This window comes from Paenibacillus sp. FSL R7-0273, assembly GCF_000758625.1.
GTDB lineage: Bacteria > Bacillota > Bacilli > Paenibacillales > Paenibacillaceae > Paenibacillus_AQ.
The window spans coordinates 4,892,667-4,909,384 of record NZ_CP009283.1; the positions used below are offsets into that span (position 1 = coordinate 4,892,667).

16 protein-coding genes are annotated in these 16,718 nt (G+C 55.2%); 3 read left to right on the plus strand and 13 right to left on the minus strand.

The window, feature by feature from the left end; all coding sequences use genetic code 11:
- Positions 1 to 116 precede the first annotated feature (116 nt).
- The 3 genes from R70723_RS21130 to R70723_RS21140 form a co-directional block, all read right to left on the minus strand.
- Positions 117 to 1,034, minus strand: a complete 918-nt coding sequence (locus tag R70723_RS21130; protein WP_039875133.1) for an ABC transporter permease — start codon at positions 1,032 to 1,034, stop codon at positions 117 to 119.
- 30 nt (positions 1,035 to 1,064) lie between these two features.
- A complete protein-coding gene (locus R70723_RS21135) occupies positions 1,065 to 2,075 on the minus strand; it encodes an ABC transporter permease (RefSeq protein WP_179088098.1) in 1,011 nt (336 codons plus the stop codon).
- A 255-nt stretch (positions 2,076 to 2,330) separates the two neighbouring features.
- The gene (locus R70723_RS21140; protein ID WP_052421410.1) at positions 2,331 to 3,857 is read right to left on the minus strand and encodes a PucR family transcriptional regulator; all 1,527 of its coding nucleotides are present in this window, start codon (positions 3,855 to 3,857) and stop codon (positions 2,331 to 2,333) included.
- 191 nt (positions 3,858 to 4,048) lie between these two features.
- On the opposite strand from R70723_RS21140, the gene R70723_RS21145 reads away from it, so the two are divergent.
- Complete coding sequence (locus R70723_RS21145; protein ID WP_039875136.1) at positions 4,049 to 4,297, plus strand: hypothetical protein; 249 nt, start codon at positions 4,049 to 4,051, stop codon at positions 4,295 to 4,297.
- Positions 4,298 to 5,129: 832 nt separating this feature from the next.
- Here R70723_RS21145 and R70723_RS21150 read toward each other — a convergent pair.
- The 4 genes from R70723_RS21150 to R70723_RS21165 form a co-directional block, all read right to left on the minus strand.
- Positions 5,130 to 5,783, minus strand: coding sequence for an aspartate/glutamate racemase family protein (locus R70723_RS21150; protein ID WP_039875138.1), 654 nt, complete (start codon positions 5,781 to 5,783; stop codon positions 5,130 to 5,132).
- 213 nt (positions 5,784 to 5,996) lie between these two features.
- Complete coding sequence (locus tag R70723_RS21155) at positions 5,997 to 6,941, minus strand: aminopeptidase (RefSeq protein WP_039875140.1); 945 nt, start codon at positions 6,939 to 6,941, stop codon at positions 5,997 to 5,999.
- Positions 6,942 to 6,957: 16 nt separating this feature from the next.
- Positions 6,958 to 7,626 (minus strand): AroM family protein, encoded by a 669-nt coding sequence (locus R70723_RS21160; protein WP_039875142.1) that lies wholly within the window; start codon positions 7,624 to 7,626, stop codon positions 6,958 to 6,960.
- A gap of 108 nt (positions 7,627 to 7,734) precedes the next feature.
- Positions 7,735 to 8,685 carry a DUF1177 domain-containing protein gene (locus tag R70723_RS21165; RefSeq protein WP_039875144.1) on the minus strand — a complete coding sequence of 317 codons (951 nt, stop codon included), beginning with the start codon at positions 8,683 to 8,685 and terminating at the stop codon, positions 7,735 to 7,737.
- 282 nt (positions 8,686 to 8,967) lie between these two features.
- Here R70723_RS21165 and R70723_RS21170 point away from each other — a divergent pair, with 282 nt between their 5' ends.
- Positions 8,968 to 10,005, plus strand: a complete 1,038-nt coding sequence (locus R70723_RS21170; protein WP_039875146.1) for a serine hydrolase domain-containing protein — start codon at positions 8,968 to 8,970, stop codon at positions 10,003 to 10,005.
- Between the two features lie 12 nt (positions 10,006 to 10,017).
- Positions 10,018 to 10,689, plus strand: a complete 672-nt coding sequence (locus tag R70723_RS21175) for a hypothetical protein (RefSeq protein ID WP_039875148.1) — start codon at positions 10,018 to 10,020, stop codon at positions 10,687 to 10,689.
- A 77-nt stretch (positions 10,690 to 10,766) separates the two neighbouring features.
- Here the strand turns inward: R70723_RS21175 and R70723_RS21180 are convergent, their stop codons facing one another.
- From R70723_RS21180 to fur, 6 genes are all read right to left on the minus strand, one after another.
- Positions 10,767 to 12,098, minus strand: coding sequence for a pyrimidine-nucleoside phosphorylase (locus R70723_RS21180; RefSeq protein ID WP_039875151.1), 1,332 nt, complete (start codon positions 12,096 to 12,098; stop codon positions 10,767 to 10,769).
- Positions 12,099 to 12,185: 87 nt separating this feature from the next.
- On the minus strand, positions 12,186 to 13,007 hold the full coding sequence (locus R70723_RS21185) for a purine-nucleoside phosphorylase (RefSeq protein WP_039875153.1): 822 nt from the start codon (positions 13,005 to 13,007) through the stop codon (positions 12,186 to 12,188).
- 48 nt (positions 13,008 to 13,055) lie between these two features.
- On the minus strand, positions 13,056 to 14,234 hold the full coding sequence (deoB, locus tag R70723_RS21190) for a phosphopentomutase (RefSeq protein WP_039875155.1): 1,179 nt from the start codon (positions 14,232 to 14,234) through the stop codon (positions 13,056 to 13,058).
- A gap of 228 nt (positions 14,235 to 14,462) precedes the next feature.
- Positions 14,463 to 15,353 carry a site-specific tyrosine recombinase XerD gene (xerD, locus tag R70723_RS21195; RefSeq protein WP_039875157.1) on the minus strand — a complete coding sequence of 297 codons (891 nt, stop codon included), beginning with the start codon at positions 15,351 to 15,353 and terminating at the stop codon, positions 14,463 to 14,465.
- 129 nt (positions 15,354 to 15,482) lie between these two features.
- Entirely contained in the window at positions 15,483 to 15,716 is a 234-nt protein-coding gene (locus tag R70723_RS21200; RefSeq protein ID WP_039875159.1) for a DUF4227 family protein, read from the minus strand.
- A 141-nt stretch (positions 15,717 to 15,857) separates the two neighbouring features.
- Positions 15,858 to 16,325: a ferric iron uptake transcriptional regulator gene (gene fur / locus R70723_RS21205; RefSeq protein WP_039875161.1), complete on the minus strand. Its 468-nt coding sequence runs from the start codon at positions 16,323 to 16,325 to the stop codon at positions 15,858 to 15,860.
- Between the last annotated feature and the right edge of the window lie 393 nt (positions 16,326 to 16,718).

Here is a 16,718-nt window from a genome sequence, read left to right on the forward strand (position 1 = left end):
GTGCTGCTTGCGATCATACGCCGCTGGCGGCCGGGTAGTGCACCATGCCATGGGCTTCCCTGATCTATATTTACCGGGATTCTGCGGAGGAAGGAGACCTAGCCCCCTCCTCTGCTTTATTTGCCCGAACGCAACCGCGGGTCAAGCACATCTCGGAAGCCGTCACCGAGCAGGTTAAAGCCTAAGATTGAAGTGGCAATGGACAGTCCCGGAAAAGTAACCAGCCACCATTGCCCGGAAATAATGTATTCCCGGCCTTCGGAGATCATCGCGCCCCACTCGGCTATCGGCGGCTTAACGCCAAGCCCGAGAAAGCTGAGACTGGAGGCTGTCAGGATGGCAAAGCCCATCCCGAGCGTTGCCTGCACCATCAGTGGTGCAAGGGCATTCGGCAAAATGTGGCGGTACAGGATGACTGTATTTTTCACGCCGATTGCCCGGCTTGCTTCAATATACTCCTTCTCGCGGAGTGAGACCGTCTGCCCGAACATCAGCCGGGCAAATTCCGGAATGCCGACGATCCCGACGGCAATCATCGCACTGGTCAGGCCGGCTCCGATCGAAGCGGCAATCGCCATGGACAGGACCAGCGACGGGAAGGACAGCAGGATGTCCATCAGGCGCATAATAATGGTACCGGTGCGGCCGCCATAGTAAGCGGCAATTCCGCCGAGCGGCACACCGATTACGAAGGAGATGCCGACCGCAATCAGACCGGTCCAGATACTGATTCTGGCTCCGTAGAGCACCCGGCTGAGAATATCCCGGCCGAAATTGTCGGTTCCGAACCAGTGGCTGGCCGAAGGCGCCTGAAGCTTGTTCGCCATATTGGTCGCATAAGGATCATGCGGGGCAATCCACGGGGCGATAATGGCGATGACCGTCCAGATTAGAATAAAGGTCAGCCCGATGGCGGCAAGCCGGTTACGCAGCAGCAGGGACCATAAGGTTCTGGGCTTGGCCGCAGCTGCCGGCTTCGCCGGTTTACCCTGTGATGAATGCGATGAATGCGATGAATGTGCTGCAGTGCTCAACGTAAATCTCCTCCTTCCTCACAAGCGGTGCTATTCATAGCGGATCCGTGGATCAATGAAGCCGTAGATCAGATCGACAGCCAGGTTAATTGCACAATAGAGCACGGCACTGACCAGGGTAAACGCTTGGATCGGCGCATAATCCGCAGCCAGAATGGAATCCGTAACGTAACCGCCGATTCCCGGCCAGGAGAAGATCGTCTCCGTAATAACCGCTCCCCCCATCAGAAAGCCGAACTGCAGTCCGAGTACAGTTAATGTAGGAATCAGCGCATTAACCAGTGCATGCTTGTACACGACAGCTGATTCACGCAAGCCTTTGGCCCGTGCAGTGCGGACAAAATCCTGATCCACCACCTCCAGCATGCTGGAGCGGGTCATACGGGCCACAATGGCCATGGTGCCGGTGCTGAGGCAGATCGCCGGGAGCAGAAGGTGGGCCAGACTGCTTTTTAAAGCGATGATGTCTCCGGACAGGATACTGTCCAGCACGTACAATCCCGTCAGATGCACTGGAGGGTTGAGATCGCCGCTAATGCGGCCCATCGGTGCCGGCGCCCAGCCGAGGATGGAATAAAAGATATAAATGAACATGAGGCCCAGCCAGAAAATCGGCACACAGGCTCCGATCAGTGAGAACACCCGGGAGATATGATCCAGAACCGATTCCTTTTTGGTAGCAGCTACAATCCCGACGGGGATAGCCACCAGAATCGCGATCAGTATGCTGGCCAGTGTCAGTTCAATTGTGGCCGGAAAACGTGTGGCCAAATCGCTGGCTACCGAATGCCCGGTATGGTATGCGTAGCCGATATCCCCTTTGAGCAGCTGCCCGATGTAGGAAAAGAACTGAATATACAGCGGCTTGTCCAGCCCCATATCCTGGCGGATCTTGTCCACAATTTCATCCGGGGCTTGCTCCCCCGCCAGCATAATAGCAGGATCACCAGGCAGTACTCTTGAAAGGATGAAGGTGATGACGATAATTCCGAGCAGGGTCGGAACCATCTGTGCCAGTCTTTTTAATGTGTAAGCAAACAATGAATCAACCCCCTTACGGCATCAGTCGCAATGCTGCTCTGAGCCTTATCTTTGTGGCGGAACCAAAGTTCCATGTCAGGTACTGTGCTGTTTCAATGTATCTTTAGTGGTTGTGCTAATTCTACATAGATTTCAACGCCTGCTCTACGTCCCGTTTAACTAAAAAAAAGCACAACCATTTGTCGGTTGTGCACTACTGCAACGCGAGAACGTCACTTTTCCTAACATCATATTCCATATAAATCCCAGCGCCGCCTATTTTTCCTGCAGATAGTAGTAGATCAGGCACAAATGGCAGACAAACTGCTCACGCGGATCATTCAGATCAAACCCTGTTATGTCACGGATCCGCTCCAGCCGGTATTTAACCGAATTGCGGTGTATGTACAAGCTGTTGGCGGTATCAATCAGACTTCCCCGGCACTCCAGATAATGATAGAACGTCAGCAGCATGTTGCTGTCATGCTCCTGGTCATACTGCAGCAGCTTGCCCAGCTTGCGCTCGAACAGGCGCTCAAAGCCCGGTCCGCCAAGCCCTTCGAGCAGGTGATACACTTCCATCTCCTCGTAGCGGGTGACGCTGCCCGTGCCCTGCCCCAGCCGTCTTGAGACAGACAGCGCCTTACGCGCTTCGTTGTAGCTGGTATAAATGTCCCACAGGTATTCCGGGGTGCCGACGCCGGTCCGGTAATTGGTGAGGCCGTTGCTTTTGTCAAGCAGCCAGCCCTCCAGCGTCTTGGACCACGATTCCTGTATATCTTCAGCGGCGGTAAGCTTACGTCCCTCCTGCGTCGGCAGGAACAGCACAGCTCTGCTGGAACGGTACTCGGCATGGGGGGCGACGCCGCGTTTCTTCGCTTCCTGTTCCAGCAGACGGTTCACCGTCTCCTCGCTGGGGGCCGTCTCCCCCTCAATGACTGCTACCTCCCATTTGTGCTCAGGGTTCATACCCAGCTGCCTTGCCCGACGCTCCACCTCATGGCGCGTAGGCAGCGGCGGGGTCAGCAGCTCATCGATGAAATTGCCGCGCAGCCGGAATTCCGTATCCTCGGCGACCTTTCGGCGCATCAGCTCAAGCGCGAACACCAGCCGGGCCTGTTCAATCCCCACTTCCTCCATGTCATCCAGCCGTTCCTTATCCACCAGCAGCTTGGCTACCGTACGCCGGTCCACATGGATACTCCAGTTCAGCGGCACAGACTCCTGCTGCCATTCATAATCTGCCGGGGAGGAGACGATAATCTTCCGCTCCGGATCAACCAGCGCCACCGGTGCCTTCAGAAACTCTGCCACATTGTCGGTTACCGCCTGGATGCCGCTATTCTCCAGTACCATCGTTGTCAGAGTGCGGTAGACCTCCTCCGCCCGGCGAAGCAGCATCGCCTGTCTGCCGAGCAGCAGCTCCGTTACGGGCTGGGTGATGTCCGTATAGGGTATCTCCGGGGGAATCTCCACAATCGGCAGACCGCAATCATTGCTGGCATCAATTGCACTTTGCGGAATCTCCTTCAGGAACCGGGCCGGCTTAATCGCCAGTGCCGCCGCGCCCAGATTATCCAGCGTATAGATCAGCTCCGCCAGCAGCGAAGGGTCATGACGGATGGAGTAGGCAGTTGTCAGCAGCATAACCCCTTCGCTGATCCAGCCTTTCAGGTCAGGAACCTCCATGATGTCTACAAACCGGACCACCCGGTCCAGCCCCTGCTCACCGCTCACTACCCTCGCCTTGCCGAGCACGGACAGCTGCATTAGTTCTCTTAATGTTATTCCACGTGTCTTCAACGCCTCTGCCTCCCTCTGCTGTCTACAGTATTTCATGATTTTTCCTGAAATATGCCACACTATTCATCATGCGCCCATTGCGCAATTCGTCACGCTAGTGTACCAGACATCTGCCGTTTACCACAGGAAAATATAGCAAATTGCAGAGACTTTCCGTCTGTAAAGGCGTAGCGGCGGCGCGGAGCGGGCCATTGGGCGGATTCAAGGGCATTTATGCCTTTCATTTTGGCCGGCCAGGCTATTTCGGCGGATTCAAGGGCATTTTTGCCCTTCATTTCAGCCGGCTAAGCCTTTTCGGCGGATTCAAGGGCATTTTTGCCCTTCATTTCGGCCGGCTAAGCTATTTCGGCAGATTCAAGGGCATTTTTGCCCTTCACTTCGGCCGGCTAGGCTATTCCGCGGATTCAGAGGCATTTTTGCCTTTCATTTCAGCCGGTTAGGCCTTTTCGGCGGTAATGAGTCACCGGTAGCTTTACCACTAACGCTAAAGCCGCCAAGAAACTCCCGGGTAGCAGAGTGGGACAAGCTAATAGTTACTTGAAGTCCTCATATCCCAATTCTTTTCAGTAACCGGCCGTTCTGCCCTGCCCCTCACCCCAGGAAGCTAATTATTACGATCACAGCGCTATCTCTCCTAACCTTTTGCCCCGCTTCAACGTCCTGTTCTCCTCCACCCGCCATAGCAAGTTAAGTTACTCTAATAGCTCTCCAAGCTTGCTCAACACAGAAACTCAAATTTGTCTGACAACAAAAAAGCGTCCCCCGACAATCATTCCGGGGGACGGCTTAACTACAAGCTGCGGAGCTAAAGCATCAGCAGCCAATATGCTTACATAGCGAGTGTTTCACCAGACCATTCCTATACTTTACACAACGTGTATTCTTGGTCTTCGCATTGAGCATGCACGCAGAACCCACTTGGTACGCATTAGGTACGCATTAGGTACGCATTAGGCATGCATTTAGCAAACGCTTGGCACGCATTCGGCACGCACCCGCATTCGCTTGCTACTAACTCCGCACGCACCAGGTATGCACTCAGCACACACTTAGTATACTTACTCGGCACGTATTCGACACACATTTGTTACTCACTACGCACACACGGCACACACCCAGCACACACTTGGCACGCACACACGGCACACACCCAGCACGCACCCAGCACACACTTGGCATGCACTCAGCACGTACTAGCACTCCCCCGGCACTCACTATGCACGCATTAGATACGCATTAGGCACTATTTAGCAAGACATGAATACGGCTCAATCAGCGCCGCACAATGTCCGGCAGGGATGCGGCAGAGGCCGCGGCTGCGCCGAGAGACAGAATCGGGTCGAATGCGCGGATGCCGAGCTTCTCCTCCAGCTCGGCGGCAAGCCCGATGGTGGCGAAGCCGGTACACGCCAGCACCAGCGCATCGGCTCCGCGCTCGACGAGCCGCGCTGCTCCGGCAAGGGCACCGGCCCGCCCGGCTGGCGTACCGAGGTCCAGCGTCGTCGTTACGCCGTCCGGGCGGTCCATGCCGATATAGGCATCACCCAGAATACTGCGGATGAACGGCGGAACCTCCGTAAGGATCGTCAGAACGCCAATCCTGCTGCTGCAGGTCAGTGCAAGATGGGCAGCGCAGGAGCCAGCGCCAAATACTGGAACCTTAACGGCTGCCCTTGCTTCCAGCAGCGCAGGGTCAGCAGCACAGCTGATGCCGATTGCTGTACAGCCCTCTGCTTCAAGCTGCCGGGCAAGCTCAATGATCTTCGGCACCGACTCTGCCTCCGTCTCCTCATTGTATACACCCCGGGGCTGATCCGGAATACAGCGGCTGAGCACCGGCAGGCCGAACCGTTGCTCAACCAGCGCACCGTGCAGCCGGACTGCCGGCTCGTCCTCCAGCGTAATCACACGTATCATTCCAAGCATCCTTATCCCCCCTGATTAGACTGCAACAGTCCATCTATTTCAATGCTGCCATTTAAGCATCCTAACAGTCCATCTTTCAGCTGTTTACGTTCACATATCCATACCATGTCTGTTCAGCTGATCACGTCCGCACATACACACAGCCTGTATTTTCTGCTACTTACGTTCACGCTGAACCTGCGATCTACCATATCCACTATGCAGCAGCACCGCCTACAAAAGCTCTCCGGCACGCATTATAAGCTTACCGTCAATATAAACATCCGGCTTCATTACCACAGCATCAATGTGGACTCCCGCCGCAACAGTTCCCCCGAAGGTATTATTGCTGCCAAAGGCTACATGGATCGTCCCGTAGACCTTCTCATCCTCCAGCACCACACCGGTAATTCTCGCCTTATTGTTTGTTCCGATGCCGAATTCCCCGAGCAGGCGCCCGTCCCCTGCACCAAGCATCTCCAGCAGCTTGTCCCCGCCGTCGCCTTCGGCCGCAGTCAGACGGCCCTGCTCAACGGTCAGCACCAGCGGGCTGTTCAGTGCACCGATTCCGGCGATGGAGCCGTCCACCTTGATCTGCCCTGCCGCAGTGCCTTCCAGCGGCGCAATATAAGCTTCTCCGGATGGCAGGTTGCCGGATTCGCCCGGATTCAAATATAATCCGGTGCTCAGCACACCGTCTCTGCCGTCAATGGAGAAGCTGAGGCTGAGCCCCTCCTTCTCCACCCGGACCTCACGGCCTGCGGACAGCAGCCCAGCTACCTGCTCAGTCAGCTCCTTGACCTGGCCGTAGTCGGCGGTAATCGCCCCGTGGCTGAACATATCATCAGTCATCCCCGGCATGGTCGCCACCCGGGTTCCTGCAGCAGCAGCCTGCTTGCGGGCCGCCGTATGTGTCATCGAATGTGTCGTAATGCATACCGCCACATCCGCCTTAGCCATCGCTTCGGCAACCGGAGCAGGCGGCTCTTCACCGGATCTGCTGCGCGGCTGCATGATCAGCAGCATCGATTCGGCTCCGAGCCGCTTGCCTGCCTCGTAGACGGATTCGGCAAGCTCACGCTTGTCATCATCGGCTACAACTGCCAGCAGCTCGCCGCTGCCGAGCCCCAGACAATCCTTCAGGACATTCATGCTGATTACTATTCTTGCTTCACTCATCTTAAGTTCCTCCTGATTACACCATTTCTGCTATCAGCTTGCCCATCAGGGCATTCGACAGTACTGCGGGCACGCCTGCGGAGGCTGCCCACTGTCTATGCTGCTCCACATAGCCCATACAGTCAAGTACTATGACATCTGCCTCGCCCCGCAGCCGCTCCGCAGCAGCACGGAAATCCTTTTCCGTTCCCGTATACGGGGAAGCCGCGGCAAAGGGAATGCTTCCGCCCGAAGCAGCGAATTTAACTCTCATGCTCTCCTCCTGCTCCGGCAGCGGGCCGATTAGCCCCAGCCGGCGTCCGCCCAGCATAGCCCGCACAACAGGTGGAATGATCCGGTCCGGCTCTATTAAATGGGCCCGGGCTGCGTGCAGTCCGGGGAATACACCGGTACAGGCCAGCAGAATCGTAGTGATTCCCGCGCCCTCCATGGCATCAATCTTCCCCTGCAGCACCGATACGATCCGTTCCCGTGAAATCACTGCCGCCGAGCCGTCCGCCATGCGGGTAGTAAGCACGTACTCCCCGGCCTGCGGGCTAAAAAGCTTACCAACCTGCTCAGCGGTATAGCCGTCCAGCACACCTGCCTGCACCAGCTCTGCCTGCCCCTTCAGATATTGTTCGATTATCGGGGCCACATCAGACCTCGGCGCCTGTCCGATCGTGATCAAGCCGATTTGCTTCAAGCTGTTCCCTCCTGTCGTTTTCTGTGATTGTTTCCGCTCTGTGCCGGTGTCCGCACTATAATATACAAATGGCGCTGAACCGCTTCAGCGCCACCGTCTCCTATAATGTTAAATAGATGCCATTGCCGGCTTGCCCAGCGTCTGCAGGACATTCATCGGGCCGTACAGCTCCATAATCCGTGCGAACTCCTCTTCGTTATAGAAGGAGCAGGTTCCCTGCGTCACCTCTTTGGCCGTTTCAATCGCAAAACGAACCGCCTGGGCAATATCCACCTCATGGCTTGCCCCGGTGCCGCAGCCCGGAACCATAGATTGGGCTGTAATGGCCAGGCCGACAACCGGTGCCGATGTGGCAACCGCAGGCTGCAGGATCGAATTGATATGGTACAGGCCGTTGCCGTAAGGGGTGATATCCTGGGTCGTCACCGGGAAAGTAACCGGATATTGGCCGGTCGTCATCTCCTTGATCCGCAGCAGATCCTCGCTGACCCGGAGAATGTAGCCTTCCTTCACAGTAGGCGAGATAGCAATGCCTTTATGGTTCACCACGCGGTTGCCCTTGGTTGTGTCGATTGACAGGACCGCTTCCATCTCTGGCAGCACCTCATGCTCGTTCATCTGCAGAATATCCACCGGAGAATCCATGAAATCCACCGGCTCATGCGGCAGCGTCGGAGCATCCGGGCAAATATGCGTCGTAATGAGCACGTCTCCTTTTAAAACATCCCCCTTAGCCTGCATATCCGCCAGCTTGAGCGCCGCAGCAACTGCCGCAACCGCCCCGTCAGCATCAGAGACGATTCCAATCCGGCTGGGCCTGGCGCCGATTCCGCCAAGACGTCCGACAATACCGAATGTAGGCGCAGTGCCTCCGCCAAGCTTGCCGCTGCTGCCCGGAACAGTGATTTTGACAAATTCGGTGCTGCCCTTTTCACCCTCCACCTTTCTTACCTCCACGGCAATCCCCGGATAAGCAGAAAAAAGCTGTTTGACCTGCTCCCCGTTTACATAAGCGCTGTCCATAATGTTCATTACCGTAATCGTTTGCTGAAGTGCCATATCAATTCCTCCCCGGATGTCATTCTCTAAGATAGTAATGTTAGAATTTATACTAGCTTAAATGCCGAAATGTCCACAATGTACCGCCCTGCCAAAACTATCGCCGGTTTCTTGTCCTTTGCAGATAAACCTTACGTCACGCGTATGCTCTCTTACCGGCCGTAGACGTTTTATACAAGAACTCGGCATACCTTTTCAGGTACAGCCGTGATATGGTAGCTTAAGAAGCATATGGACAGCAATTATTCCTTCCTAATAAATCAGGTGTCTGGAGGTCATTTCATGCAACATCAACAGCTGGAGGCCGCTATGAAATCCGAAGCGGAGGCTGCAGCATTCTCAGGAGCCTTTCTTGTAAAAAATACCACCAAAACCGCCATAACCGGCGCGTTCGGATACGCCAATAAAGCAGACATAACCCCCAACCGGACTGACACACGCTTCGGCATTGCCTCAGGCTGCAAGCTGTTCACTGCGATTGCTGTCTGCCAGATCATTGAGCAGGGCAAGCTCTCGCTCGAAGACAAGGTCTTGGATGTGCTGGACCGGACCGTTTTCCCTCAGTTCAGTCCGGATTTCACCGTGCATCAGCTGCTGACGCACAGCTCCGGTATTCCGGATTATTTTGATGAGGAGACGATGGAGGATTTCGCGGAGCTCTGGAAAACCCGGCCGATGTATCTGCTGCGGGGGCCCCGGGATTTTGTGCCGATGTTCAGCGGACTGCCGATGCTGTCCCCGCCGGGCACCAGGTTCCACTACAATAACGCCGGTTACATTATGCTCGGACTGCTGATTGAGAAGCTTAGCGGATTAACCTTTACCGGTTATGTGGAGCAGCAGATTTTTGCAAAGTGCGGAATGAACCATTCAGGATACTTTACACTGGACGCTCTCCCCGGCAATACGGCCCTGGGCTACATTGTGAAGGAGGACGGCACGCAGACCACGAATATCTACTCCATTCCGGTAAAAGGGGGCGCTGACGGCGGCGCGTTCGTGACCGCTCCGGATATGCTGCTGCTGTGGGAGGGGCTGCTTCAGCACAGGCTGCTGGGGCCTGAAATGACCGCCCTGCTGCTGACGCCGCATATTCACGAAGATCAGGACGATTACTATGGCTACGGCGTGTGGATTACGAAGCGTGACGGCGGTGTGTATAAATATCATGTGATGGGCTATGATCCCGGGGTATCCTTCCACTCCGCCCACTATCCGGTCAGCGGAACTACCGCTGTAGTCCTTTGCAACGAGAGCCGGGGAGCTTACCGGATGCAGCAGGCTGTGGAAAATTGGCTGAACAGCGGAAGAGAAGGCTGAGGTGTCTGCATTGTGAAAAACAAAGTGGTAATGGCCATCATGATTCTTTCACTTATCACGTCTTTATTGACCTTTGCGCAATCCTACTATCGAACTGCGGAGGGTCAAGGGTCTGCTGACCGGCAGATCCGCAACAGAATATTTGATCTGTCCGGACGGCAGATGAAGGAAGCCATCGCAATCGGGCAACAGGAGCCGGAGGCAATCACGGAATTCCGTTCCGGGCAAAGCCTCCCCATACTCGAAAATTCGATGACCGGTCCGCAGCCGGCAGTCAACGTGAATACGCCCTTTTACTATATTGCGATGATGTCTCACAATGCTTATAGTCAAGGCCGAAAGTATACACTCAGCGAGGCCAAAAAGCTCAATAAACAATTTTCCGGCCTAGGGCAGCTGGGGTTCAGCGTAAAGGCTTCCGGAGATAACGCCCGTTTCACTGAACGTGTCACCATAACGCTGAAGCAGGGTTCAACTGTAATGCAGCCTGACAGCATCACCGGAAAGGATGAACGGGCTGATGAAGACAGTGCTGTGGCCGGACACACAGGCTACTCCAAAATCCTGATCCCTTATTTCGATACAAGCAGGATCGATTTCAGCAGACCCGCCGAATTGATCTATCTGGATGAAGATCAGCAATTGGCGGCGGCCTATCAGGTGGATTTTGCGAAAATAAAATAAAAAACTGCCGGGCAGCCGCCCGGCAGTCTGAACGTACGGGATCATTGTTATCCTGTACGTTTGTTTTAAATTTCAGCCTAGTACCGTGTAACGCCGTCCTTGGTCACCAGTGCGAACACCAGCGGCTGCGGCGGAACCGGCTCAGCAGAGATGCGGTAAGCCTCCAGCACCTTGGCTTCCGCTTCCTGCACCTTGCTTTCGCCCGCATTGTTCACATGCAGCACAGCCAGCGTGTCGCCAGCGGCTACAGCATCACCGACCTTGAGGGACAGCTGGATGCCGACAGCCAGGTCGATCTGCGATTCCTTGGTTTCGCGGCCTGCACCGAGCAGCATGGCAGCTACGCCAATCTCCTCAGCCTGGATGCTCTCCACGTAGCCTGCCGAAGCAGCCTTCACTTCGATGAAGCGGCCCGCCGACGGCAGCGTGTCCGGTGCTTCCACCTGCGTAACATCCCCGCCCTGCGCGGATACAATCTGCTTGAACTTCTCAAGAGCGCTGCCGTCCTCGATGTGCGACAGCAGAATTGAGCGTGCCTCTGCTTCATCCTTAGCCTTACCGCCCAGCACCAGCATCTGGCTGCCCAGAATGAGGCAGACCTCCTGCAGGTCCTTCGGCCCCTGGCCCTTCAGCGTCTCGATGCCTTCCTTGATCTCCAGCGCGTTGCCGATGCCGAAGCCCAGCGGCTGGTCCATATCACTGATGACGGCCACTGTGTTGCGGCCGAGATGCGTGCCGATATCGACCATGGCCTGCGCCAGAGCGATTGAATCATCCAGCGTTTTCATGAAGGCCCCGCTGCCGGTTTTGACGTCAAGCACGATGGCGTCTGCACCGGCGGCGATTTTTTTGCTCATGACGGAGCTTGCGATCAGCGGAATGGATTCCACCGTCGCGGTCACGTCACGAAGTGCATACAGCTTCTTATCGGCCGGGGTAATGTTGCCGGACTGTCCGATAACGGCCGCGCCGATCTCCCCGACCTGAGCGAAGAATTGCTCACGGCCCATCTCCACCGAGAAGCCGGAGATCGACTCCAGCTTGTCGAGCGTACCGCCGGTATGTCCCAGCCCGCGGCCGGACATTTTGGCGACCGGTACTCCGGCTGCCGCCACCAGCGGCGCAAGCACCACAGTCGTCTTGTCGCCGACGCCGCCGGTGGAGTGCTTGTCCACCTTAATACCGGCGATCGGGCTAAGATCCACCTGGTCCCCGGACATTGCCATCTCCAGTGTCAGATCGCCGGTTTCCCGCGCGTTCATTCCCCGGAAGTACACAGCCATAGCCCAGGCGGAAATCTGGTAATCCGGAATCTCACCTTTGCTGTAGCCCTGGATCAGGAAAGCAATTTCTTCACGGCTCAGCTCACCGCCGTCTCTTTTTTTCTGAATCAGATCAACTGCACGCATTATATTTGCACCCCACGGATAAAGGCTCTTACGAGCCCGGTAGATTTAGTTTACAGCTAAAACAGAATGCGCCGGTAACGGCTCAGCCTACATCTTAGGGATAAAGGCCAGCACCAGCTTCAAAAAGCGCTCGCGCACACGCTCTGCCGTCTCCATAACCTCGGCATGGTTCAGCGGCTGGTCCAGGATACCGGCAGCCATGTTGGTAATACAGGAGATGCCCAGCACCTCAAGGCCTGCATGACGGGCTACAATGGTCTCCGAAACAGTAGACATCCCTACAGCGTCCGCGCCCAGAACACGCAGCATCACAATCTCGGCAGGTGTTTCATAGTTAGGACCAAGCAGGCCGGCATAGACGCCTTCCTTGAACTCAAAATTCTGCGCTGCCGCAGCTTCCTTAGCTACTGCGATCAGACGAGGACTGTAAGCAGCCGACATGTCCGGGAAACGTACGCCGAGCGCGTTATCGTTCGGTCCGATCAGCGGATTGCGGCCGGTCAGGTTGAGATGGTCGGTAATCAGCATCAGATCGCCCGGGGTATAGTCCTTGTTCACACCGCCGGCGGCGTTGGTCACGAGCAGGCTAGTTACACCCAGCTCCTTCATGACCCGTACCGGGAAAGCCGTTGTTTCCGGACCGTAGCCTTCATACATGTGGAAGCGGCCCTTCATCATCACTACCCGGCGCCCTTCGATCAGGCCGATCAGCAGCTCGCCTTCGTGTCCTTCAACCGTCGATACCGGAAAATGCGGAATTTCGTTATACGGAATAACTACTTCATCTGTAATCAGATCTGCCAGCACACCGAGTCCGGAGCCGAGAATCAGTCCGATTTCCGGCGCTACTGTGCATTGGTCTTTAATATAGGCTACTGCCTCTTGAATATGGTTTTGAGTTACTGCCATGGTTTGTTGCCTCCTTGAGGGTATGCCCGGAGTGCTCCGGGCTGGGTTCTATTTCAGTTCTGCCAAAAAGCTTGTCCCGTACTGCGGCGCCTTCGCCCCGAAATTGTCGGCAAGCGTTGCCGCCACATCCGAGAAGGTCTGGCGGATGCCCAGGCTGCCTGGATTCTTGAACCGCGGGCTATATACAAGCAGCGGCACATATTCACGTGTATGATCCGTTCCGCTGTGGACCGGGTCGTTGCCGTGGTCAGCGGAAATAATCAGCAAATCGTCTTCGCCCAGGGTGGAGAGCAGCTCAGGAATGGCCTCATCAAAGACCTCCAGCGCACGTCCGTATCCTTCCGGATCACGGCGGTGGCCGTACAGGGAATCAAAGTCCACCAGATTGGTGAACAGGAAGCCGTCAAAGGGCTTGCGCAGCTCATCAATCGTGATCTGGATGCCGTGCTCATTGCTCTTGGTCGGATACGAGGCGGTAACCCCTTCCCCGGTGAAAATATCATTGATTTTACCGACGGCAATGACATCCTTGCCGATATCCTGCAGCTCGTTCATTACCGTAGGCTCAGGGGGCTTAACGGCATAGTCATGACGGTTAGGAGTGCGCTTGAAGTCTCCCGGCTCGCCGACATACGGGCGGGCAATAACGCGGCCGACCGAGAATTCCGGAGCCATCGTCAGCTCACGGGCGATTTTGCAGGCACTGTACAGCTCCTCAAGCGGAATCACATCCTCATGGGCGGCGAGCTGGAACACGCTGTCTGCCGAGGTGTACACAATCCAGGCTCCGGTCTTCATCTGCTCTTCGCCGTATTCAACCAGAATTTCGGTGCCGGAGGCCGGTTTGTTGCCGATGACCTTGCGGCCGGTTGCCGCTTCGAATTTCTCAATCAGCTCTGCCGGGAAGCCGTCCGGATAGACGTTAAAAGGAACCTCGATCTTCAGTCCCATCAGCTCCCAGTGTCCGGTCATCGTATCCTTGCCTACGGATACCTCCTGCATCTTACCGTAATAACCGGTTGGCTCGGCCACCGGCTCAAGCGGCGGCAGGGCCGCAATATTAGCCAGTCCCAGCTTCTGCAGGTTAGGCAGCTTCAGGCCGGGCACTCTCTCCAGAATATGGCCCAGCGTATGTGACCCTTTATCTCCAAAACTTTCGGCATCCGGTGCTTCACCGATACCTACACTATCAAGCACAATAAATCCGATCCGTTTAAATGAGGACATTACATCATTCACTCCTTCTCAGTATGCATAACCTGGGGGTTGTAAGGAAAACAGGAAGAAACGGCTCTACCTTCTTCCGCAGGGCTAAGCCCGGGGAAGCCCGCGGACCAGAAGAGCCCGCTTGCAGGTACCCGTTTTTCGCCGAAAGAACCATCCGGACCTGTTTTGATCCGGCCATTCTTTCAGTATGATTCCATCATAACTATCTTACTCATAAAAAGCATCTTTTTAAGCCCGCGGATGATGATTCTCATAGACTTCCTTCATATTTTTGCGGGCGATGCCGCTGTACACCTGGGTTGTTGAAATATCGGCATGCCCCAGCATTTGCTGGACCGACCGTAGATCGGCGCCGCCCTCAAGCAGATGCGCAGCAAACGAATGCCTTAAGGTGTGCGGGGTAATATCCTGCTCAATCCGGGCTTCCCGCGCGTATTTTTTGATGATTTTCCAGAAGCCCTGACGGGTCAGGCGTCCGCCAAGACTGTTCAGGAAGAGCGCCGGCTCGTCCCTGCTGCTGCGCAGCAGCTTGTCCCGCATGCCGTCCATATATCCTGCCACACTGTCTGCAGCAATTGTGCCGATCGGGATGATCCGCTCCTTGCCGGAGGCTGAGCTGCAGCGGGCGAATTTTAGCCCGGTCTGCACATCGCCTACGTCCAGCGAGATCAGCTCGGAGACCCGGATGCCTGTTGCGTACAGCAGCTCCAGCATCGCTTTATCCCGCATTCCCTGCGGGCTGGTCCCGTCGGGAGCAGCCAGGAGCCGCTCCACTTCCCCGATGCTGAGGATCATGGGCGGCTTCTTGCTGGGCTTTATTTTGTCCATATCCAGCGTCGGGTCCTGCTTAATCTGCCAGGTTTTCAGCAAATAATGAAAAAAAGCACGCAGCGACACCGTACTCCGGTTAACGGTAGCCGCCGCCCGTCCTGCCCCCCGGAGCTGGGCATGATACTGGAGCAGATGCGACCTTCTTATTTCATCCGGCGAAGCAATCCCGCGTCCGGCAGCAAATTCCAGGAACTGCGTAACATCCCGTCCGTAAGATTCAAGCGTGCTCGGAGACAAGCCCTTATCCTCGGTAAGATACTGCATAAAAGGCTGCAAATGCGACTTCATTCACTCACGCTCCCGTCTGCTCAGGCTGCTGTTCGCGGCTATGCAGCATTTAGGCATATGATTTGTTAAAAATTTGATCTATACGGCTACATTCGACACACTTCTAGCATTTTCCTGCTTGCCCCGGTATCACTCACCGTACCAGTAATAGAGCCGCAGCCGTTCGCCCGCACTGAACTCCCCGCTGTTATGCGGAGCCGTCTGAAACGCCCTGACGGCCGAGCCCTCCGGAATTTCATAGTGATCCACCGGGCTGATCCAGCCGCCGATCCAGTTCAGCGCATAATACAGCAGACAGCTAAAAGCGACCAGCAGGGTCATAAAATACAACCGGCGCACGGTTTTGGGTATCGATACGATCATAGGGCTACCTCCCGCTTCATATTGACTCGTCCTACACTTTATGCGCAGGCCTGACGGGTTATGTATAAAGGCTTACACTTTGAAAAAGCCCCCTCCGGCGTACCGGAGAGAGCTTGTGCGGTAATTCCTCATCTATAAGCTTTATTCGGGAGCGCTGCCGTCCGCTGCATTTTTGTCCTTACAACGGTGGCAAATCCCGTGAAAATCAAGTCTATGATCAAGCACCGTAAAATTAAATTCGTTCTCAAGCCGCTCTTCCAGCGGTCCCAGCCAATCCTCACGGATCTCGTCCATGGAGCCGCACTGTACGCAGATCAGATGATGATGGTGATGCTTGGCCGTATCCGTACGCAGATCGTAACGGGCAACGCCGTCTCCGAAATTGATTTTCTCCACGACATGAAGCTCGCTGAGCAATTCCAGGGTACGATATACGGTGGCGAGACCGATCTCGGGAGCCTTTTCCTTTACAAGCATAAACACATCTTCCGCGCTTAAATGATCCTCTTCGTTCTCCAGCAGCACTCTTAAGGTTGCTTCCCGTTGGGGTGTAAGCTTATATCCTTGGGATTGTAGCTGTTGTTTAATCTTGTCTATCCGGGCTTCCACCTGTCTCCCTCCCCCTTGGAAAATTACCGCACCGGGCATAAAACCACTTCTATATTATAGGGGGAGTCCCTTTGAGAAGTCAAACTCTTTTAGAATCATTTTAAATTAGGTATATTCACACAAAAAAAGGGGCCCCGCCAGAGTCCGGCAGGGCCAAGTTCTATTATAAGGGGGTCATGGGATTACTATAATCCGTGAAGCTTAAGATAGGATGAAAAAGAGATAAAGGTTTGCTGAAATGGTACCGGGAAGGAATGGTAACTGGGGTTTGCTAGGGGTTTGCTAGGAGCTTGATAGGAGCACTAAGGAGCACGAATAGCTTGAAGCTGCTGTGCTTTTACAAGATATTTTACAAGATAATGGGAATATACTTGAGGTTGCGTATTACATCCG

Bases quoted from the DNA above. Each gene is read 5' to 3' on its own strand.
- R70723_RS21150 (WP_039875138.1), bottom strand. From the start codon at position 5,783: ATGCTTGGAATGATACGTGTGATTACGCTGGAGGACGAGCCGGCAGTC.
- R70723_RS21155 (WP_039875140.1), bottom strand. From the start codon at position 6,941: ATGAGTGAAGCAAGAATAGTAATCAGCATGAATGTCCTGAAGGATTGT.
- R70723_RS21165 (WP_039875144.1), bottom strand. From the start codon at position 8,685: ATGGCACTTCAGCAAACGATTACGGTAATGAACATTATGGACAGCGCT.
- R70723_RS21170 (WP_039875146.1), top strand. From the start codon at position 8,968: ATGCAACATCAACAGCTGGAGGCCGCTATGAAATCCGAAGCGGAGGCT.
- R70723_RS21180 (WP_039875151.1), bottom strand. From the start codon at position 12,098: ATGCGTGCAGTTGATCTGATTCAGAAAAAAAGAGACGGCGGTGAGCTG.
- R70723_RS21185 (WP_039875153.1), bottom strand. From the start codon at position 13,007: ATGGCAGTAACTCAAAACCATATTCAAGAGGCAGTAGCCTATATTAAA.
- deoB (WP_039875155.1), bottom strand. From the start codon at position 14,234: ATGTCCTCATTTAAACGGATCGGATTTATTGTGCTTGATAGTGTAGGT.
- xerD (WP_039875157.1), bottom strand. From the start codon at position 15,353: ATGAAGTCGCATTTGCAGCCTTTTATGCAGTATCTTACCGAGGATAAG.
- R70723_RS21200 (WP_039875159.1), bottom strand. From the start codon at position 15,716: ATGATCGTATCGATACCCAAAACCGTGCGCCGGTTGTATTTTATGACC.